The organism is Bisbaumannia salifodinae, assembly GCF_055388505.1.
The window spans coordinates 1,455,267-1,474,106 of the sequence record NZ_AP043781.1; the positions used below are offsets into that span (position 1 = coordinate 1,455,267).

The 18,840-nt window shown below is 68.4% G+C and carries 18 protein-coding genes; 16 read left to right on the top strand and 2 right to left on the bottom strand.

Going from position 1 to position 18,840, the window contains the following annotated elements:
* Position 1 precedes the first annotated feature (1 nt).
* The 6 genes from msbA (at position 2) to murB (ending at position 5,443) form a co-directional block, all read left to right on the top strand.
* Positions 2-1,747 (top strand): lipid A export permease/ATP-binding protein MsbA, encoded by a 1,746-nt coding sequence (msbA, locus tag ACZ5EF_RS06590; protein ID WP_346063166.1) that lies wholly within the window; start codon positions 2-4, stop codon positions 1,745-1,747.
* Positions 1,748-1,919: 172 nt separating this feature from the next.
* Positions 1,920-2,942, top strand: coding sequence for a tetraacyldisaccharide 4'-kinase (gene lpxK, locus ACZ5EF_RS06595; protein WP_346063165.1), 1,023 nt, complete (start codon positions 1,920-1,922; stop codon positions 2,940-2,942).
* 2 nt (positions 2,943-2,944) lie between these two features.
* A complete protein-coding gene (locus tag ACZ5EF_RS06600; protein WP_146802688.1) occupies positions 2,945-3,148 on the top strand; it encodes a Trm112 family protein in 204 nt (67 codons plus the stop codon).
* Complete coding sequence (gene kdsB, locus ACZ5EF_RS06605; protein WP_346063164.1) at positions 3,145-3,936, top strand: 3-deoxy-manno-octulosonate cytidylyltransferase; 792 nt, start codon at positions 3,145-3,147, stop codon at positions 3,934-3,936. The genes ACZ5EF_RS06600 and kdsB overlap by 4 nt, the downstream gene beginning before the upstream one ends.
* Positions 3,936-4,412: a low molecular weight protein-tyrosine-phosphatase gene (locus ACZ5EF_RS06610; protein ID WP_346063163.1), complete on the top strand. Its 477-nt coding sequence runs from the start codon at positions 3,936-3,938 to the stop codon at positions 4,410-4,412. Before kdsB ends, ACZ5EF_RS06610 begins: the two co-directional genes overlap by 1 nt.
* On the top strand, positions 4,409-5,443 hold the full coding sequence (gene murB, locus ACZ5EF_RS06615) for a UDP-N-acetylmuramate dehydrogenase (RefSeq protein WP_346063162.1): 1,035 nt from the start codon (positions 4,409-4,411) through the stop codon (positions 5,441-5,443). The genes ACZ5EF_RS06610 and murB overlap by 4 nt, the downstream gene beginning before the upstream one ends.
* A gap of 241 nt (positions 5,444-5,684) precedes the next feature.
* Here murB and rne read toward each other — a convergent pair whose 3' ends face one another.
* A complete protein-coding gene (rne, locus tag ACZ5EF_RS06620; protein WP_346063161.1) occupies positions 5,685-9,122 on the bottom strand; it encodes a ribonuclease E in 3,438 nt (1,145 codons plus the stop codon).
* A gap of 572 nt (positions 9,123-9,694) precedes the next feature.
* On the opposite strand from rne, the gene ACZ5EF_RS06625 reads away from it, so the two are divergent.
* The 3 genes from ACZ5EF_RS06625 to sppA are packed head-to-tail and all read left to right on the top strand — an operon-like array spanning position 9,695 to position 12,401.
* On the top strand, positions 9,695-10,642 hold the full coding sequence (locus ACZ5EF_RS06625; RefSeq protein WP_346063160.1) for an RluA family pseudouridine synthase: 948 nt from the start codon (positions 9,695-9,697) through the stop codon (positions 10,640-10,642).
* Between the two features lie 12 nt (positions 10,643-10,654).
* Positions 10,655-11,305: an HAD family hydrolase gene (locus tag ACZ5EF_RS06630; protein ID WP_346063159.1), complete on the top strand. Its 651-nt coding sequence runs from the start codon at positions 10,655-10,657 to the stop codon at positions 11,303-11,305.
* A 25-nt stretch (positions 11,306-11,330) separates the two neighbouring features.
* Positions 11,331-12,401 (top strand): signal peptide peptidase SppA, encoded by a 1,071-nt coding sequence (gene sppA, locus ACZ5EF_RS06635; protein ID WP_346063158.1) that lies wholly within the window; start codon positions 11,331-11,333, stop codon positions 12,399-12,401.
* A 291-nt stretch (positions 12,402-12,692) separates the two neighbouring features.
* On the opposite strand, the gene ACZ5EF_RS06640 is transcribed toward sppA, so the two are convergent.
* Positions 12,693-13,277, bottom strand: a complete 585-nt coding sequence (locus tag ACZ5EF_RS06640; protein ID WP_346063157.1) for a Maf family protein — start codon at positions 13,275-13,277, stop codon at positions 12,693-12,695.
* A gap of 115 nt (positions 13,278-13,392) precedes the next feature.
* Here ACZ5EF_RS06640 and ACZ5EF_RS06645 point away from each other — a divergent pair, with 115 nt between their 5' ends.
* The 7 genes from ACZ5EF_RS06645 to fabF all read left to right on the top strand — a co-directional run bounded on the left by ACZ5EF_RS06645 (position 13,393) and on the right by fabF (position 18,837).
* The gene (locus tag ACZ5EF_RS06645) at positions 13,393-13,920 is read left to right on the top strand and encodes a YceD family protein (protein WP_346063156.1); all 528 of its coding nucleotides are present in this window, start codon (positions 13,393-13,395) and stop codon (positions 13,918-13,920) included.
* 34 nt (positions 13,921-13,954) lie between these two features.
* Positions 13,955-14,125, top strand: a complete 171-nt coding sequence (gene rpmF, locus ACZ5EF_RS06650; protein ID WP_023005526.1) for a 50S ribosomal protein L32 — start codon at positions 13,955-13,957, stop codon at positions 14,123-14,125.
* 36 nt (positions 14,126-14,161) lie between these two features.
* Positions 14,162-15,178 carry a phosphate acyltransferase PlsX gene (gene plsX / locus ACZ5EF_RS06655; protein WP_346063155.1) on the top strand — a complete coding sequence of 339 codons (1,017 nt, stop codon included), beginning with the start codon at positions 14,162-14,164 and terminating at the stop codon, positions 15,176-15,178.
* A 106-nt stretch (positions 15,179-15,284) separates the two neighbouring features.
* Complete coding sequence (gene fabD / locus ACZ5EF_RS06660) at positions 15,285-16,235, top strand: ACP S-malonyltransferase (protein ID WP_346063154.1); 951 nt, start codon at positions 15,285-15,287, stop codon at positions 16,233-16,235.
* Positions 16,236-16,277: 42 nt separating this feature from the next.
* Positions 16,278-17,021 carry a 3-oxoacyl-ACP reductase FabG gene (gene fabG / locus ACZ5EF_RS06665; RefSeq protein WP_346063153.1) on the top strand — a complete coding sequence of 248 codons (744 nt, stop codon included), beginning with the start codon at positions 16,278-16,280 and terminating at the stop codon, positions 17,019-17,021.
* A 123-nt stretch (positions 17,022-17,144) separates the two neighbouring features.
* Complete coding sequence (gene acpP / locus ACZ5EF_RS06670) at positions 17,145-17,378, top strand: acyl carrier protein (protein ID WP_016414620.1); 234 nt, start codon at positions 17,145-17,147, stop codon at positions 17,376-17,378.
* A gap of 220 nt (positions 17,379-17,598) precedes the next feature.
* Complete coding sequence (gene fabF, locus ACZ5EF_RS06675) at positions 17,599-18,837, top strand: beta-ketoacyl-ACP synthase II (RefSeq protein ID WP_346063152.1); 1,239 nt, start codon at positions 17,599-17,601, stop codon at positions 18,835-18,837.
* The last annotated feature ends 3 nt before the right edge of the window (positions 18,838-18,840 follow it).

Sequence of the window (18,840 nt, forward strand, 5' to 3'; positions counted from 1 at the left end):
CGTGACACAGCAATCGGGCTGGAACCTCTACAAGCGTCTGCTGGGCTATGTCAGGCCCCACTGGAAATCCTTCCTCCTGGCGGTGCTGGGCTATCTGATCTATGCCGCCTCCAGCACCGCCCTGGCGGAGATGATGAAGCGGCTGATCGACGGCATTCAGAGTCCGGATGCCGCCTTTCGCCTCTTCCTGCCGCTGTTCGTGGTGGGCATGTTCGCCGCCCGCGGGGTGGGGACCTTCCTCGGCACCTACTTTATGAGCGACGTGGCCCGCAACGTGGTGCATGCGCTGCGCTGCAATGTGTTCAACCATATGCTGCGCCTGCCCGGGCGCTTCTTCGATGCCCACTCCAGCGGCCACCTGATCTCCCGGGTCACCTACCATGTGGAGCAGGTCACCGGGGCGGCCAGTAACGCCATCACCATCGTGCTGCGGGAAGGATTCTTCGTCCTCGGCCTGCTCGGCTATTTGCTGTGGACCAACTGGCTGCTGACCCTGGTGTTCCTCGGCGTGACGCCGTTGATCGCCGGCGTGGTGAGCTACGCCAGCAAGCGTTTCCGGCGCCTCTCCGGGCGCATCCAGCACTCCATGGGCGACGTCACCCATGTGGCCTCCGAGGCGCTCTCCGGCTACCGGGTGGTGCGCACCCATGGCGCCGAGGGCTACGAGCGGCGCCGCTTCACCGCCGCCAGCGACTATAACCGCCAGCAGAGCATGAAGGAGGCGTTGACCAAGGCGGTCAGCACCCCGGTGATCCAGCTGCTGGTGGCCCTGGCCCTGGCCGGCCTAGTATGGCTGGCCATGTCGCCGGCGCTGATGGCGGAGATGACCGCCGGCGAGTTCGTGGCCTTTATCACCGCCGCCTCGCTGATGGCCAAGCCGGTGCGTCAGCTCACCGAGATCAACAGCGAGATCCAGAAGGGCATCGCCGCCTCCGCCGAGCTCTTCGGCCTGCTCGAGGAGTCGCCGGAGCCCGACGAGGGGACCCATGAGGTGCCCCGGCTGCAGGGACGCCTGGCCTTCGAGGGGGTACGCTTCGCCTATGGCGAGGACCTGCCCGAGGTGCTCAAGGGCATCGATCTGGAGGTCGAACCCGGTGAGATGATCGCCGTCGTCGGCCGCTCCGGCAGCGGCAAGACCACCCTGGTCAACCTGCTGCCGCGCTTCTACGCGCCGACCGCCGGACGCATCCGGGTCGACGGCACGCCCCTGGACGACTACCGCCTGCAGCCGCTGCGCCGGCAGATCGCCCTGGTCTCCCAGCAGGTGACCCTGTTCAACGCCAGCATCACCGAGAACATCGCCTATGGCGACGAGACCCCGGATCCGGCGGCGGTGGAGGCGGCGGCCCGCGCCGCCTATGCCCATGAATTTATCGAGCGCCTGCCCGAGGGCTATGCCACCGTGGTGGGCGACAACGGCGTGATGCTCTCCGGCGGCCAGCGCCAGCGCCTGGCCATCGCCCGGGCGATTTACAAGGATGCCCCCATCCTGATCCTCGACGAGGCCACCTCGGCCCTGGACAGCGAGTCGGAGCGCTATATTCAGCGTGCCCTGGAGACCCTCTGCCAGGGGCGCACCACCTTCGTGATCGCCCACCGTCTCTCGACCATCGAGCGCGCCGACCGCATCCTGGTGATGGAGCAGGGCGAGATCATCGAGGCGGGACGCCACGCCGAGCTGCTGGCCCGGGACGGCGCCTACGCGGCCCTGCACCGCTTGCAGTTCCAGGAGGCTCCCCCGGCATGAGCGGCATAGGCAGGTGTTTCGGTAGCTGGTTGGCGGCGCCGCGACGCGGCCCTCTGATCTGGCTTGCCATTCCAGGAGGCTCCCCCGGCATGAGCCTCGAACTCGGTGATCTTTGGCAAGCGGCGGCGCGCCGCCGCCTGACCTGGACTGCCATGCCAGGAGGTCGCCCGGCATGAGCCTGGGGCTTGGCGAACGCTGGCTGGCGGCGGCCTATCGCGGCGCGCCCTGGCTGGCGCTGCTGCGTCCCCTGGAGGCGCTCTACCGCTGGGCGGTGAGGCGCCGGGCATCGGCCTACGCCCAGGGCAGGAAGCCGGTCTGGCGGGCGCCGGTGCCGGTGATCGTGGTCGGTAACCTGACCCTGGGGGGCACCGGCAAGTCGCCCCTGGTGGCCTGGCTGGCCGAGCACCTCCAGGCCCGCGGCCATGCGCCGGGCATCCTCTCCCGGGGCTATGGCGGGCGCAGCGACGCCTACCCGCTGTGGGTCACCGCCGAGACCCCGGTGGCGGCCTGTGGCGACGAGCCGCGCATGCTGGCGGCCCAGACCGGGGTGCCCCTGGTGGTGGATCCGCAGCGCCCCCGGGGCGCCCGGCGGTTGCTGGAGGCGGGCTGCGATATCCTGATCAGCGACGACGGCCTCCAGCACCTGGCCCTGGGGCGCGACCTGGAACTGGTGGTGGTGGATGGCGCCCGCGGCTTCGGCAACGCTCGCTGCCTGCCCGCCGGCCCCCTGCGCGAGCCCCTGGAGAGGCTTGCCAGCGTGGATGCGGTGATCATCAACGGCGAGCCGGCCTTCGCGCCCCCCGCGGGGGGCTACCGGATGGCCCTCGAACCCAGCGCCTGGCGCCGGGTCGCCGACGACGAGGCCCTGACCCTGACGCCGCCGCCCTTCACCGGGCCGGTGCACGGGGTGGCGGGGATCGGCAACCCGCGGCGCTTCTTCGCCACCCTGGCGCGCCTGGGCCTGGCGGTGACGCCTCACCCCTTCGCCGATCACCACCGCTTTGCCGCCGCCGATCTCGACTTCGGCGACGATCGCCCGGTGGTAATGACCGCCAAGGATGCGGTCAAGTGCCGCGATTTCGCCTCCCCGGCCTGCTGGGCCCTGGAGGTCAAGGCGCGGCCCGACACGACCTTTATCGAGTGGCTCGACGGGCGGCTCGATACCCTGAACCCAGTCCCGACACGGGAGAGATAACGATGGACAAGGAACTGCTGGCCATGCTGGTCTGCCCGCTCTGCCAGGGTAAGCTCAAGTACGACCGCGAGGCCGCCGAACTCCGATGCCACTATGACGGCCTGGCCTTCCCGATTCGCGACGGCATCCCGGTAATGCTGGAGGAGGAAGCCCGGGTCATGGACGTGGACGAGAAGCTCGGCAAGGGGCCGGGGGCGACGCCATGAGTCAGGAGGTGATCGCGGTGATTCCGGCCCGCTATGCCTCCTCGCGGCTGCCCGGCAAGCCGCTGCTGGAGATCGCCGGCGAGCCCATGGTGGTGCGGGTCTGGCGCCAGGCCCGGGCCAGCGGCGCCGATCGGGTGGTGGTGGCCACCGACGACGAACGTATCCGCGAGGCGGTCGAGGCGGCGGGGGGCGAGGCGCTGATGACCCGCGCCGATCACCCCTCCGGCACCGACCGCCTGGCCGAGGTGGCGGATCTGCTGGGCCTGGACGACGCGGCGATCCTGGTCAATGTGCAGGGCGACGAGCCGCTGCTGCCACCGGCGCTGATCGACCAGGTGGTCCAGCGCCTGGCGGATGACGGCACGGCGGCCATGGCCACCCTGGCGGAGCCGATCCAGGACGTGGAGACGCTCTTCAACCCCAATGTGGTCAAGGTGGTGCGGGACCTGAGCGGCGCCGCCCTCTACTTCTCCCGGGCGCCCATCCCCTGGGATAGAGAGGCCTGGGATCGCGACGCCTTCGCCGCCCGCCCGGAGCGGCTGAGCACCGATGGCTGGTTGCGCCATATCGGCCTCTATGCCTACCGTGCCGGCTTCCTGCGCGACTACCGCGACTGGCGGCCCACCCCCCTGGAGCAACTGGAACAGCTGGAGCAGCTGCGTGCCCTCCAGCATGGCCGGCGCATCCTGGTGGCCCTGACCCGGGAGCCCCATCCCGCCGGTGTCGATACCGCCGAGGACCTGGCCCGGGTACGGGCCCTGGTGGAAGGGCAGGGGGATCAGGGGTGATGCGGGTACTCTTCGTCTGCCTGGGCAATATCTGCCGCTCGCCCACCGCCGAGGGCGTCTTCCGCCAGCGCCTGAGTGCCGCGGGACTCGCCGAGCGGGTCGAAGTGGACTCCTGCGGCACCGGCGGCTGGCATATCGGCAAGGCGCCGGATCCGCGCACCCGGGCCGCCGCCGCGACCCGCGGCTACGACCTCTCGGCGCTGCGCGCCCGCCAGCTTCATGATGACGACTTCCACGCCTTCGACTACCTGCTGGCCATGGATCACGCCAATCTGGCGGAGCTCGAGGCGCGCTGTCCCGCCGGCTGCCGGGCACACCTCGGTCTCTTCCTCGACTTCGCCGGCAGCCCCGGCCAGGCGGTGCCCGATCCCTACTATGGCGGCGCCGAGGGTTTCGATCGCGTCCTCGACCTGGTGGAAGCCGCCGCCGATGGCCTGGTGGCGGAGCTCGAACGTCGCCTGGAGGCTCGGTCGTGAGCGAGGCGTCCTATCCCGAGTTGCGCCATGACCACGCCCTGGACGGCCTGAATACCCTGGGGCTGAGCGCTCGGGCGGCGCACTTTATGCGCCTGTCCCGGGAAGCCGAGCTGGCTCCAGCCCTGGCCCTGGCCGCGCAGCGGGGCTGGCCGGTGAGCCTGTTGGGCGGCGGCAGCAACCTGATCCTCGCCCCGAACCTGGACGGCCTGGTGCTGCAGCCCGGTTTCGCCGACTGCGAACTGACCCCGGGAGCCGACGGCAGCGTCGAGGTCCGGGTGGCGGCGGGCCACGACTGGCACGCCCTGGTGATGGCCATGGCCGCTCGCGGCCTCTGGGGCCTGGAGAACCTGGCGCTGATCCCGGGGCAGTGCGGCGCCGCTCCCATCCAGAATATCGGCGCCTACGGGGTCGAGCTGGCCGAGGTGCTGGAAGCGGTGGAGCTGCGTTACCTGGATGATGGCCGCGCCGAGACCCTGGGCGTGGGGGAGTGCGCCTTCGGCTATCGCGACAGCCTCTTCAAGGGCGAGCTGGCCGGCCGGGTGATGATCACCCATCTGCGCCTGCGGCTCTCGACGCGTCCCCGGCCCAGGCTCGACTACGGCGACCTGGGGCGTCGGGTCGAGGGGGAACCGAGTCCCCTGGCGGTGGCCGAGGCGGTCTGCGCCATTCGCCGCGAGAAGCTGCCCGACCCCCTGGCACTGCCCAATGCCGGCAGCTTCTTCAAGAACCCGGTGGTGCCCGGGCCGCAGGCCGAGGCGTTGATCAAAGACCATCCGGCGATGCCGCACTTCGCCCAGCCCGATGGACGGGTCAAGCTGGCCGCTGGCTGGCTGATCGACCAGTGTGGCCTCAAGGGCTGGCGGGAGGGGCCCTTTGGGGTCCACGAGCGCCAGGCCCTGGTGCTGGTGCACCATGGTGGTGGCGATGCCCGGGGCCTGCTGGACTTCGCCGAGCGAGTCGCCGAGCGGGTACGCGGCCGCTTCGGGGTGGTGCTGGAGCGGGAGCCGCGGTTGATGGGCCGCTTCGACTGACCCCTAGGGAAGCGCTGATTTATGTCGTGAGCGAAGAGAGGCTGGTCGCCGCCGGAGCGCAAAAACCGGAGTTTACGTGGTGTTAAATGAGGATTTTGAGCACCGCCGGCGGCCAGGATATCGAGCGCAGCAATAAATCAGTGTTTCCCTAGTATTTCCGGCCCCTAATGACAAAGGCCCGTGGCAATCGCCACGGGCCTTGTCGTTGGATCAGGACCCCGCACGAGGCGGGGCCTGCGCCTTACTGGCCGTCTTCGGCCTGCTCCCGGCGACGCTGCTCGCGGGGATCGTTATGCGCCCGACGACGGCGGCGCCGAGTCGGTGCAGCCTCGGCGGCCGCTGGCTTGGCTTCGGCCTGCTGGGCAGCCTCGGCCTTGGCTTCGGCCTCTTCCTGAGCCTTGGGCTCCGGCTTGGCCTCTTGCTTCACCTCGGGCTTGGCTTCCTGGGCCTTGGCCTCCGGCTTGGCTTCGGCCTTAGGCTCCGGCTGCTTGGGCGCTTCTGCCTTGGCTTCCGGCTTGGCCTGCTGAGCCTTGGCCTCAGGCTTCGGTTCTTGCTTCACCTCGGCCTTCGGCTCGGGCTGCTTGGCTGCCTCGGCCTCCGGCTTGGCTTCCGGCTGCTTGGGCTCGGGCTTGGCTTCTGGCTTAGCTTCGGCTTTAGCCTCGGGTTTAGCCTCGGGTTTAGCTTCCTGGGCCTTGGTCTCCGGCTGCTTGGGCTCGGGCTTAGCTTCGGCTTTAGCCTCGGGTTTAGCTTCCTGGGCCTTGGCTTCCGGCTGCTTGGGCTCGGGCTTAGCTTCGGCTTTAGCCTCGGGTTTAGCTTCCTGGGCCTTGGCTTCCGGCTGCTTGGCCTCGGCCTCGGCCTTGGGCTCCGGCTTAGCTTCGGCTTTAGCCTCGGGTTTAGCTTCCTGGGCCTTGGCCTCCGGCTGCTTGGGCTCGGGCTTGGCTTCGGCTTTAGCCTCGGGCTTAGCGTCCTGGGCCTTGGCCTCCGGCTGCTTGGGCTCGGGCTTGGCTTCGGCTTTAGCCTCGGGCTTAGCGTCCTGGGCCTTGGCTTCCGGCTGCTTGGCCTCGGGTTTGGCTTCGGCCTTGGCTTCCGGCTTAGCGTCTTGGGCCTTGGCTTCCGGCTTGACCTGCTGAGCTTTGGTGTCGCTCGGTGCTTGTTGCTTGGCTTCGGCCTTCGGCTCCGGCTTGGCTTCCGGCTGCTTGGGCGCCTCGGCCTTGGGTTCTTGCTTAGCCTCTTGCTTTACCTCGGGCTTGGCTTCGGCCTGCTCGCCCTCCTGCTGGGCCTGGGCTAGCAGTTTCTGCTGCTCGGCCTCGGCCTGGGGGGTGATGGCGTGCTGGCGGGAGCGCTGGCGCGGGTTATTGCGGATGCGCTTGGGTTCGCCGCTGGTCTCGGCCTTTTCCTGGGGCTTGTCCTGGGCCTTCTCCTGAGCGCGGGGCGCCGACTTGGGGGCCTCGGTCTTGGCCTCCGGCTTGCCGGCGTCGCGGCCGGGCTTGGTATCCCCGCCCTGACGACGGTTGTCGTCCTGGCGGTTGCGGCCACGGCCACCCCGGTTGTCCTGGCGCGAGTCGGCATCGCCACGACCGCCACGGCGGTTATCCCGGCGACCCTCGTCGCGGCGGCTGTCGCCGTCCTGACGCTTCTCCTGAGCCTGGCGGCTCTCCTGACGACCGTCCTGAGCCTGACGGCTCTCTTGGGGCTGACGGCTCTCTTGGGGCTGACGGCTCTCCTGGGGCTGACGGCTCTCCTGGGGCTGGCGGCCCCCCTGGCCCTGGCGACCGCGGCGGCTGCCACCGCGGGGTTGGCGGTCGCCGCGGCTGTCCTGGCGGGCCTGGCGGGCCTCAGGCTTGGCCTGGCGCTCGCCCTGACCGGCATCGCGGCTCTCGGCCTCGCCGCCCAGCAGCTTGCCCAGTCCCTTGACCAGGCGGGAAATCAGGCCGCCGCCCTCGGCGGGGGCCGCCGCCTGGGGCTTCGATGGGGCCTGGGGCTTCGACGGGGCCTGGGGGGCCGGTTGCGCCTGAGGCTTGGCCGGTTCCGGGGTCGGGGTGCTGGGCTCTTCGCGCAGGGAGGCCGGCGCCGGGGCGTTATGGGTCACGCTCTTGACCGCGGCCTCGGCACGGGGCGCCGGCTTCTCGAAAGAGGGATCCGGTTCCTTGCCCACCTCGGTATCGGTGGAGAGCTCGAAGCTGGATTTGTCGCTGTCGTCCTGTTCGCTCAGGTGGTCGTCGCGCAGGCGCTGGACATCGTAGTGGGGGGTGTCCATCTCCGGGTTGGGCAGCAGCACCACCTGGACCCCCTGGCGGCGCTCGATATCGGCCAGCACCCGGCGCTTCTCGTTGAGCAGGTAGGTGGCCACCGGCACCGGCAGGATGGCGCGGATCTGGGCGCTGCGCTCCTTCATGGCCTCTTCCTCGATCAGGCGCATGATGGAGAGCGACAGGGAGCGCACGTCGCGGATGGTGCCCTGGCCGTTGCAGCGCGGGCAGACCACGCCGCTGGTCTCGCCCAGGGAGGGGCGCAGGCGCTGGCGGGACATCTCCATCAGGCCGAAGCGCGAGATACGGCCGATCTGTACCCGGGCGCGGTCCAGCTTGAGGGCGTCGCGCATGCGGTTCTCGACCTCGCGCTGGTTGCGCGCCGGGCTCATGTCGATAAAGTCGATCACCACCAGGCCGCCGATATCCCGCAGGCGCAGCTGGCGGGCGATCTCGTCGGCGGCCTCGCTGTTGGTCTGCAGGGCGGTCTCCTCGATATCGCTGCCACGGGTGGCCCGGGCGGAGTTGATATCGATGGAGACCAGCGCCTCGGTGTGGTCGATGACGATGGAGCCGCCGGAGGGCAGCTTCACTTCCCGCTCATAGGCGGTCTCGATCTGCGACTCGATCTGGAAGCGCGAGAAGAGCGGCACCTCGTCGGCGTAGAGCTTGATCTTCTGCTGGTAGGAGGGCATCACCTGGCGGATAAAGCCCAGCGCCTCCTGGTGAATCGCCTCGCTGTCGATCAGCACCTCGCCGATATCCTGGCGCAGGTAGTCGCGCATGGCGCGGATGATGACGTTGGATTCGCGGTAGATCAGGAAGGGGGCGGGGCGCTTGCCGGCCTCCTCGGTGATCGACTCCCACACCTGCACCAGGTAGTCCAGGTCCCACTGCAGCTCCTCGGCGGAGCGGCCGATACCGGCGGTGCGCACGATCACGCCCATCTTCTCCGGCATCGTCAGCTGGCCCATGGCCTCCTTGAGCTGGCTGCGCTCCTCGCCCTCGATGCGCCGCGAGATACCGCCGGCGCGGGGGTTGTTGGGCATCAGCACCAGGAAGCGGCCGGCCAGGGAAATAAAGGTGGTCAGGGCGGCGCCCTTGTTGCCGCGCTCCTCCTTGTCGACCTGGACGATGACCTCCTGGCCCTCCTTCAGCACCTCCTTGATGCTGGGGCGGCCGGACGGCTCCTTGATGAAGTAGTCGCGGGAGATTTCCTTGAGGGGCAGGAAGCCGTGGCGCTCGGCGCCGAAATCGACGAAGGCGGCTTCCAGGGAGGGTTCGACGCGGGTGATCTTGCCGCGGTAGATATTGGCTTTCTTCTGTTCCCGGGCACCGGATTCGATGTCCAGGTCGTAGAGGCGTTGTCCATCGACCAGGGCGACGCGCAGCTCTTCCGGCTGGGTCGCATTGATGAGCATCCGTTTCATGTCGTCTCGCTTGTTGGGGCGTGCCGGCAGGCAGCCCTCGAGCAACGGCGTCGACGAACCGCTGGGTGCAGCGTGCTTGTGCTCAGCGCATGTCGCGGATGCGTGTGCGCCCGGCCATATCCGGAGCCTTGTAGCGCCGCCGGTACGGCATGACCATGTTGAGTACGGGGTGGAGGCGGAACATGTCTCGGTGAGGTCGTCTCATCCGGTTCCGCGGTCACCACCAACACCTGGCATTCATCGATTCGCCAACGCCGGCCTTCGGCACGCTGTTGTTAACTCCCGTGCCCGGTCGCCATTCCATGCCAGGAAGTGAACGGCCGGGGCGGGCGTGGCGTTGCAATTCTGTTCTTTCGCTTTCGGTGCCGTGATATCGCCGTGGCAATACCGCGGTCACTCGATCCGTCGCTCGGGCCTGCGTGTCGATGAGGCAGGCGCAATCGCCGGGCGCTTGTCGCCCATCTGAGCGACTTCGGAATATAACAGCAATAGGTGGGTGCAGCAATTGACCTCAGCGGCCCGGGAGTGCGGTAGACTAGGGGTTTTCCACGGGTTCGACAGGAGTAGAGTGCATGGCCGAAGGGCGCGAGGTGCAGTGGGTGGAAGTCGCCGAGGGCCAGGTGGGTCAGCGCATCGATAATTTCCTGCGCACCCGTCTCAAGGGGGCCCCCAAGACCCTGGTCTATCGCATCGTGCGCAAGGGCGAGGTTCGGGTCAACAAGAAGCGGGTCAAGGCGGACTACCGCCTGGTCCTGGGCGACGTGGTGCGCATTCCGCCGCTGCGCCTGGCCCCCGAGGAGGCGGTGCGCGAGGTCAGCGAAAGCCTGCGCAACCTGCTGGCCGGCAATGTGTTGCTGGAGGGGCGTGACTGGCTGGTGATCAACAAGCCCTCGGGGCTCGCCGTGCACGGCGGTAGCGGGGTCAAGATCGGCCTGATCGAGGCGCTGCGCCAGGTGCGCGAGGATCTCGACTTCCTGGAGCTGGTGCATCGCCTGGATCGCGATACCTCCGGCTGCCTGTTGCTGGCCAAGTCGCGGCCGGCGCTGCTCTCCCTCAACAATGCCCTCAAGCAGCGCCAGATGGACAAGCAGTACCTGGCACTGGTGGCCGGGCGCTGGCCGGCGCGGCGCGACTATGTGAGCGCGCGCCTCGACCGTTATGAGGCGGGTAACGGCGAGCGGCGGGTGCGGGTCGACCCCGAGGGCAAGGTGTCGCGGACCCGCTTCGCGGTGCGCGAGGCCTTCGGCGGCGCCACCCTGGTGGAGGCGGAGCCGGTCACCGGGCGTACCCACCAGATCCGCGTGCATGCCGCCCACGCCGGCCATCCGCTGCTGGGCGATGACAAGTATGGCTCCCGGGAGGGGGCGGTGCTGGCGCGGCGCCTGGGCCTGGGACGGCTCTTCCTGCATGCCGCCGCCCTGACCTTTCCCGAGCCCACCAGCGGGCGCCCGGTGCAGATCAAGGCGCCCCTGGGGGACGAGCTGGAGACGGTGTTGCGCCGTGCTCGCACCCTCTCCTGAGTTGAGGATCTCATGCGTTATCGACTGATTATTTTCGACTGGGACGGTACCCTGATGGACTCGGAGTCGCGCATCGTCGGCTGCATGCAGGCGGCGGCCCGGGATGCCGGCTGGGGCGAGCTCGCCGCCGACAGCGTCCGCGATATCATCGGCCTGGGGCTGCCGGAGGCGATCGCCAGGATGTGCCCGGGTATCGCGCCGGAGCAGGCCGAGCGGCTGCGCGAGCGTTATACCCACCACTTCGTCGCCGCCGATCACACCCCCATGGCCTTCTTCCCCGGGGTGGAGGCGGGCATCGCGCGGCTGCGCGGTCGCCCCGAGCAGCGCCTGGCGGTGGCCACCGGCAAGAGTCGTCGCGGCCTGAACCGGGTGTTCGCCGCCAATGGCAGCGGTGCCTGGTTCCACGCCAGCCGCACCGCCGACGAGACCCGCTCCAAGCCCCACCCGCTGATGCTCGAGGAGCTGCTGGAGGAACTGGCGGTGCCGGTGGAGGAGACGCTGATGGTGGGCGATACCGAGTATGACCTGGAGATGGCCCGGGCCCTGAAGATGGACCGTGTCGCGGTCACCTACGGAGTGCATGCCCCGGAGCGGCTGGCGGCGAGCCGGCCCACCTTCGTGGCCGAGCGCTTCGAGACGCTGATCGACTGGTTGCACCAGTGAATCGTGGATTGAGGAGCAGGATGCCATGAGTGATGACAAGCCCGATGATCGCTGGACCCAGGGCCCGGAAATCAAGCCCGGCGAGACGCCTCGGCAGGCGGCCGCCGGGAGCGGAGCGTCTTCCGGCGAGGATGCCGAGACCCTGCGCGAACGCCAGCGCCTGGCCCAGGTGGAGATGCTCGACCGCTGGGTGGGCGGGGTGCTGGCGGAGCAGCGCCGCTCGCGGCGCTGGACGCTGTTCTTCCGCTTCTTCTTCGCGGCGCTGATCCTCGCCTCCCTGGGCACCACCCTCTACGGGGTCTTCGTTGCCGGCCAGCCGGCGGCGATCACCGAGCGCCATCTGGGGGTGGTGGAGGTCAAGGGGGTGATCGACAGCGAGTCGCCGGCCAGCGCCGAGCGTATTATCGAGGGGCTCAACCGGGCCTGGGAGGCCGAGTCCGCGGCGGCGGTGGTGCTGCATATCGACAGTCCCGGGGGCAGCCCGGTGCAGTCCCAGCGCATCTACGAGGAGATTCGCCGCCTGGGCGAGCAGGGCGACAAGCCGATCTATGCGGTGATCGAGGATATCGGCGCCAGCGGAGCCTATTATATTGCCGCCGCCGCCGACGAGATCTATGCCGCCCCGGCCAGCCTGGTGGGCTCCATCGGGGTGATCTTCGCCAGCTTCGGGCTGGAGGAGGCCATCGAGCGCCTGGGCGTGGAGCGGCGGGTCTTCGCCGCCGGCGATAACAAGGCCTTCCTCGACCCCTTCTCGACCATCGCCCCGGAGCAGGCGCGCTTCTGGCAGGAGGTGCTGGAGACCACCCACTGGCAATTTATCGAGGCGGTGCGCGAGGGGCGCGGCGAGCGCCTGGGTGACGATCCGCGACTCTTCTCCGGCCTGGTGTGGAGCGGCGAGCAGGGGGTCGAGCTGGGGTTGGTGGACGGGCTGCAGAGCCTCGATGGCCTGGCCCGCGAGATGGGCATCGAGCGGATGCAGGACTACACCCCGCGCCTGGATCCCTTCGAGCGCCTGACCCGCCACTTCGGTCGCGTCGCCGCCGAGTGGGTCGGCCTGCCCACCACCCAGTCGCCGCTGCGTTACCAATTGAACTAGTAGCCACAAGCGCCAAGGAGCAAGCGACAAGGAAGCCCGAAAGTCACAAGGGGCAGGGCGCAAGGAACCCCTTTGGTGCCCGCAGCGCTGGGCGCAGACTGCCTTGCTCCTTGCTCCTTGCTCCTTGCTCCTTGCTCCTTGCTCCTTGCTCCTTGCTCCTTGCTCCTTGCTCCTTGCTCCTTGCTCCTTGCTCCTTGCTCCTTGCTCCTTGCTCCTTGCTCCTTGCTCCTTGCTCCTTGCTCCTTGCTCCTTGCTCCTTGCTCCTTGCTCCTTGCGCCTTGCTCCTTGAGGTTATGGGGCCAGCGGATCCAGTCCCGCTTCCCGTAGCAGGGCGCAGAGGCGAATCAGCGGCAGGCCGATCAGGCTATTGGGGTCGTCGCCCTCCAGGCGCTCGAAGAGGGTGATGCCCAGGCCTTCCATGCGGAAGCTGCCGGCGCACTCCAGGGGGCGCTCGCGCTCGATATAGGTGGCGATCTCCGCCTCGCTCAGGCGGCGGAAGTGCACGTCGAAGGGCTCGTGGCAGACCCAGTGGCGTCCCGCGGCGGTATCCAGCAACGCCAGGCCGGTGAGAAAGCGCACTCGGTGCCCGGAGAAACGCGCCAACTGGGCCCGGGCGGCGGTCTCGTCGGCGGGCTTGCCGAGGATCTCGCCGTCGAACAGGGCGACCTGGTCAGAGCCGATGATCAGGTGGGCCGGATAGTCGTCGGCCAGGCGGCTGGCCTTGGCCAGCGACAGGCGATGCACCAGGGCCTGGGGTGACTCGCCCGGGCGCGGGGTCTCGTCGATAGCGGGGCTGGCCCAGGCGTAGGGGAGCTGCAGGCGGTCGAGCAGCTGGCGACGCCAGCGGGATTGCGAGGCCAGAACCAGGCGCGTCATAGGGGCTCCGTGTCGTTACGAGTGATCGCCCCTGGATGATTTAATCGGCCTTCGCTCGACAGGCGGCAATACGCGCTTTGACAGGGGCGGGGGGAGTGCCTATCATTGCGCGCCTATGTCCAAGACTCAACTCCCCCGACAGGTCGAGCCGCACCGGCTGGCCGCCAATGGTGAAAGCCTTCAGGGCCAGCTGGCGCTGGATGCCTTGTCGCGTTTGGTGGATGAGGCCGGTGCCCAGACGGGGCACTGCCAGGTGCGCCTCGACTTCGCCATCGACCCCCAGGGTCGACGCACCATCGAAGGCTGGCTCGAGGCCGAGGTCAGCCTGCCGTGTCGGCGCTGCCTGACGCCGATGGCGACCCGGGTCGAGAGCCATTTCCAGCTGGGGGTGGTCAGCGGCGACGCCCAGGCGGCGAACCTGCCCGGCTACCTCGAGCCGGTCTTGGTGGAGAACGAACAGCTGAACCTCCTGACGGTGGTCGAGGATGAACTCCTCCTGAGCCTGCCCCAGGTGGTTTACCACGATGAGGCGCAGTGCCGCGTCTCTCGCGACCAGCTGACCAGCGGGGCGGACTCCGAGGCCTCGGAAAAGCCTGCTGCCAGTCCTTTCGAGGTGCTACGCACCCTGAAAGGCAAACACTGATTTCATTGACGAAGCACTCTGGAGTGATACACCCATGGCTGTCCAACAGAACCGCAAGACCCGTTCCAAGCGCGGCATGCGTCGTAGCCACGACGCCCTGAGCGCCCCGGCCCTGTCCCAGGACAAGGAAACCGGCACCACTCACCTGCGCCACCACGTCTCCCCGGACGGCTTCTACCGTGGCCGCAAGGTCGTCGACGCTTAAGTCGGCGTCATCCTTGGCGACGCTCGACAGCCGGGCGTGAGACTCGCCATCGATGCGATGGGCGGGGACTTGGGTCCCCGTGCCACCGTGCAGGGGGCGGCCCTGGCCCTGGCGGCCAATCCCGCCCTCGATGTTTTCCTGTTCGGACCCGAACAGCGGCTCGCTGCCGAACTCGACGCCCTGCCCAAGCGGCTGGCGCGGTACGGCGCTCGCCTCTCCCTTTGCCACTCCCCCCATGTGATCGATCAGGCCATGCGGCCTTCGGCGGCCCTGCGTGCGCCTCGCGACACCAGCCTGGCCATGATGTTGGAGTGCGTGGCTCGAGGGCAGGCCGATGCCGGGGTCAGTGCCGGCAATACCGGGGCCCTGATGGCCCTGGCGCGCCGCGAGCTGGGCATGGTGGAGGGGATTCCGCGCCCCGCCATCAGTACCGCCATTCCGACGCGGCGTGGCGGCCATTGCTACCTCCTCGATCTGGGCGCCAACGTGGATGCGCCGGCGGCGCGGCTGGTGGATTTTGCCCGCCTCGGTGAGGCCATGGCGCGCTGTATCGATGGCCTGGCCGCGCCCCGGGTGGCGCTGCTCAACGTCGGGGTGGAGGGCACCAAGGGGCCGGCCAGCGTGCGCGAGGCGGATGCCCGGTTGCGCGAGTGGGCGGGCCTGGACTATCGCGGCTTCGTCGAGGGCGGCGATATCTTCGCCGGCGAGGTCGACGTGGTGGTCTGCGACGGCTTCGTCGGCAACGCGGTGCTCAAGGCCAGCGAGGGGCTGGCCAGGCTGCTGGTGGAGCGGGTGCAGCGGGCCTTCGAGACGCGCTGGAGTGGGCGCCTGGTGGCGGTCCTGGCGCGTCCGGCCCTGCGCCGGCTCAAGAGTGAGCTCGATCCGGTGCGCTACAATGGGGCCAGCCTGCTGGGCCTGAAGGGCATCGTGGTCAAGAGCCATGGCGGCGCCAGTGCCGAGGGCTTCGCCTATGCGGTGGCGCGGGCCGTCGAAGAGGGGCGCCGGGAGTTGCCGGGGCACCTGGAACAGGCCCTGGGAGGCTGTCGGGCTTGACCGATCCGGGTGGGCGGTCGGCTATCGTCTCGGCCGCGGGCGACCGAGACGATAGCGGGATCGGAACCCGCTGAATCGACGAATAAAATACGCAAAGGTGATAGTCATGACCCAATCCTTGGCCCTCGTCTTCCCTGGGCAGGGTTCCCAGCAGGTCGGCATGCTGCGGGAGCTCGCCGAGCGCTACAGCGTGGTACGTACCACCTTCGAGGAGGCCTCGGAGGCCCTCGGCTACGACCTCTGGCATGTGGTGCAGGAAGGTCCCGCCGAGGCCCTGAATGCCACCGCCTGCACCCAGCCGGCGCTGCTGGCGTCCAGCGTCGCCACCTGGCGAGTCTGGCAGGAGCTGGAGGGGCCGCGTCCCAGTGCCATGGCCGGTCATAGCCTGGGCGAATACAGCGCCATGGTCTGCGCCGGGGTGATGACCTTCGCCGAAGGCATCAGGCTGGTGCGCCTGCGCGGCGAGGCGATGCAGGAGGCGGTGCCCGCCGGCGAAGGCGCCATGGCCGCGGTGCTGGGCCTGGAGAATGCCGCCGTGGAAACGGCCTGTCGCCAGGCCGCGGACGCTGGCGTGGTGGCCGCGGTCAACTATAATGCGCCCGGCCAGGTGGTGATCGCCGGGGCCAAGGCCGCGGTGGAGCGGGCCATCGCCCTGTGCCAGGAGGCCGGTGCCAAGCGGGCCCTGCCGCTGCCGGTGTCGGTGCCTTCCCACTGCGAGCTGATGCGTCCGGCCGCCGAGCGTCTGGCCGCGGCCATGGAGCGTATCGAGCTGCGCGCGCCCCGTTATACCGTGGTGCAGAACGTGGATGCCCGGGCTCACGATGACCTGAGCGTCCTGCGCACCCGCCTGGTGGAGCAGCTCTATCGTCCGGTACGCTGGACCGAGTGCGTCGAGGCCATGGCCGGCGAAGGCGCCGGGCTGTTCGTGGAGTGCGGCCCGGGCAAGGTGTTGACCGGTCTCGGCAAACGTATCGTGCGGGGCAGCAAGGGGGTGGCCATCAATGATCCGGATAGCCTGGAAACGGCCCTCGAGCTGGCTCGCGAGTTGGCCGGTTAAGGCCCCATAACAACGACGACTCAAACTTTTTCAGGATTCACTATGACGAGCGAACGCAGAATTGCCCTGGTTACCGGCGCCAGTCGTGGCATCGGCCGCGCCATCGCCCATGAGCTGGGCCGCCAGGGCCGCATCGTGATCGGCACTGCCACCAGCGACTCGGGTGCCGAGCGGATCGCCGCCGACCTCCAGGCCCAGGGCATCGAAGGCACCGGCATGTGCCTGGACGTCACCGATCCGGCCAGCATCGAGGCGGTACTCAAGGCGATCAACGAGACCTATGGGGCGCCCACCATCCTGGTCAATAACGCCGGCATCACCCGCGACAACCTGCTGATGCGCATGAAGGAGGAGGAGTGGGATGCGGTGATGGACGCCAACCTCAAGTCGGTCTACCGGGTCAGCAAGGCGTGCCTGCGCGGCATGACCAAGGCGCGTTTCGGTCGCATCGTCAATATCAGTTCGGTGGTGGCCACCATGGGCAACCTGGGGCAGGCCAACTATGCCGCCGCCAAGGCGGGCATGGAGGGCTTTGCCCGTGCCCTGGCCCGGGAAGTGGCGAGCCGCGCCATCACCGTCAATTCGGTGGCCCCGGGCTTTATCGCCACCGACATGACCGAGGCCCTGCCCGAAGCACAGCATGAGGCCCTGCTCACCCAGATTCCCCTCGGCCGGCTCGGCCAGCCCGAGGAGATCGCCGCCGCCGTGGGTTTCCTGACCAGCGAGGCGGCGGGCTATATCACCGGCGAGACCCTGCAGGTCAACGGCGGGATGAATATGCGCTGATCCATCCGGGGGACGCATCTGTTGCGTCCCTCAGGTGCGGTCTATAAACTACCCCGCAGCTTCGCTTGCGGATTTCGTACGGGGTTCCGTGCGGCTTATTTGAACGATTGGAGTGACTTGAGAATGAGCACTATCGAAGAGCGCGTGAAGAAGGTTGTGGCCGAACGCCTGAACGTCAAGGAAGAAGATATCCAGAACACCTCTTCCTTCACCGAAGACCTGGGTGCCGACTCCCTGGACACCGTGGAACTGGTGATGGCGCTCGAAGAGGAATTCGACACCGAAATCCCCGACGAAGAGGCCGAGAAGATCACTACCGTTCAGGAAGCGATCGACTACGTCAACGCCCACCAGTAAGCCTGGGTGTGCCGCCTTCGCGGCGGCGTAACGGAGCCCCGTCAGGCTTCGTCGCGGGAGTCGTCCTGGTTCAGGGCGGCTCCCGCGCGTTTTTGCGCTCCGGTCAGCGACGACTCCCCATCCCATGCGGGGCGTTGGTCGGGTATAATGCGCGCAGATGCGGCACGCTGCCGGTAGTAGCGTCTTGGCCGTGCCACCCAACACGTCTGGAGGAAAGCAGATGCCTCGTAGAAGGGTCGTGGTGACCGGGCTCGGTCTGGTGACACCCGTAGGTAACAGCGTCAAGGAGAGCTGGGACAATATCGTTGCCGGCAAGAGCGGGATCGCCCCCATCGAGCACTTCGATGTGAGCGGTTTCAATACCCGCTTCGGGGGTTCGGTCAAGGACTTCGATGTGAGTCCTTATATGAACCCCAAGGATGCCCGCAAGATGGACCTGTTCATCCAGTACGGCATCGCCGCGGGATCTCAGGCCATCGAGGATGCCGGCATCGAGTGTGGCGAGGCCAATGCCCACCGCATCGGCGTGGCCATCGGCTCCGGCATCGGCGGCCTGCCGATGATCGAGCACAACCATAATGCCTTGAACAAGGGCGGCGCACGACGCATCTCGCCCTTCTTCGTGCCGGGCTCCATCATCAATATGATCTCCGGCAACCTGGCCATCCAGCATGGCTTCCAGGGCCCCAATATCGCCATCACCACCGCCTGCACCACCGGCACCCATAACATCGGCTATGGGGCGCGCACCATCGCCTACGGCGATGCCGACGTGATGGTCTGTGGCGGCGCCGAGATGGCCACCACCCCCCTGGGGCTGGGCGGTTTCTCCGCGGCCCGGGCGCTCTCCACCCGCAACGATGATCCCCAGGCCGCCAGCCGTCCCTGGGACCGCGACCGCGACGGCTTCGTGCTCTCCGACGGCGCCGGGGTGCTGGTGCTGGAAGAGTACGAGCACGCCAAGGCCCGCGGTGCCACCATCTATGCCGAGGTGGCCGGCTTCGGCATGAGCGACGACGCCTACCATATGACGGCGCCGCCGGAGGACGGCAGCGGCGCGGCGGCCGCCATGCGCAACGCCATCCTGGATGCCGGTATCGATGCCTCCCGCGTCGATTACATCAATGCCCACGGCACCTCCACCCCCGCCGGGGACCTGGCCGAGAGTCGTGCCGTGGAGCGGGTGATGGGCGAGGCCGCCAAGTCGGTGGCGGTGAGCTCCACCAAGTCGATGATCGGCCACCTGCTGGGCGCCGCCGGCGCGGTGGAGGCGGTGTTCAGCATCCTGGCGATTCGCGACCAGGTGGCGCCGCCCACCATCAACCTGGACAACCCCCAGGAGGGCTGCGTGCTCAACTATGTGCCCCAGAGTGCCCAGGAGAAGCGTATCGAGGTGGCCCTGTCCAACTCCTTCGGCTTCGGTGGCACCAACGGCTCCCTGGTCTTCACCCGCGTCTAGGCT

Excerpts from the sequence above, each read along its gene's own strand:
- lpxK (WP_346063165.1), top strand. The coding sequence starts at position 1,920 with ATGAGCCTGGGGCTTGGCGAACGCTGGCTGGCGGCGGCCTATCGCGGC.
- ACZ5EF_RS06600 (WP_146802688.1), top strand. The coding sequence starts at position 2,945 with ATGGACAAGGAACTGCTGGCCATGCTGGTCTGCCCGCTCTGCCAGGGT.
- kdsB (WP_346063164.1), top strand. The coding sequence starts at position 3,145 with ATGAGTCAGGAGGTGATCGCGGTGATTCCGGCCCGCTATGCCTCCTCG.
- ACZ5EF_RS06610 (WP_346063163.1), top strand. The coding sequence starts at position 3,936 with ATGCGGGTACTCTTCGTCTGCCTGGGCAATATCTGCCGCTCGCCCACC.
- rne (WP_346063161.1), bottom strand. The coding sequence starts at position 9,122 with ATGAAACGGATGCTCATCAATGCGACCCAGCCGGAAGAGCTGCGCGTC.
- ACZ5EF_RS06625 (WP_346063160.1), top strand. The coding sequence starts at position 9,695 with ATGGCCGAAGGGCGCGAGGTGCAGTGGGTGGAAGTCGCCGAGGGCCAG.
- ACZ5EF_RS06630 (WP_346063159.1), top strand. The coding sequence starts at position 10,655 with ATGCGTTATCGACTGATTATTTTCGACTGGGACGGTACCCTGATGGAC.
- sppA (WP_346063158.1), top strand. The coding sequence starts at position 11,331 with ATGAGTGATGACAAGCCCGATGATCGCTGGACCCAGGGCCCGGAAATC.
- ACZ5EF_RS06640 (WP_346063157.1), bottom strand. The coding sequence starts at position 13,277 with ATGACGCGCCTGGTTCTGGCCTCGCAATCCCGCTGGCGTCGCCAGCTG.
- ACZ5EF_RS06645 (WP_346063156.1), top strand. The coding sequence starts at position 13,393 with ATGTCCAAGACTCAACTCCCCCGACAGGTCGAGCCGCACCGGCTGGCC.
- rpmF (WP_023005526.1), top strand. The coding sequence starts at position 13,955 with ATGGCTGTCCAACAGAACCGCAAGACCCGTTCCAAGCGCGGCATGCGT.
- fabD (WP_346063154.1), top strand. The coding sequence starts at position 15,285 with ATGACCCAATCCTTGGCCCTCGTCTTCCCTGGGCAGGGTTCCCAGCAG.
- fabG (WP_346063153.1), top strand. The coding sequence starts at position 16,278 with ATGACGAGCGAACGCAGAATTGCCCTGGTTACCGGCGCCAGTCGTGGC.
- acpP (WP_016414620.1), top strand. The coding sequence starts at position 17,145 with ATGAGCACTATCGAAGAGCGCGTGAAGAAGGTTGTGGCCGAACGCCTG.
- fabF (WP_346063152.1), top strand. The coding sequence starts at position 17,599 with ATGCCTCGTAGAAGGGTCGTGGTGACCGGGCTCGGTCTGGTGACACCC.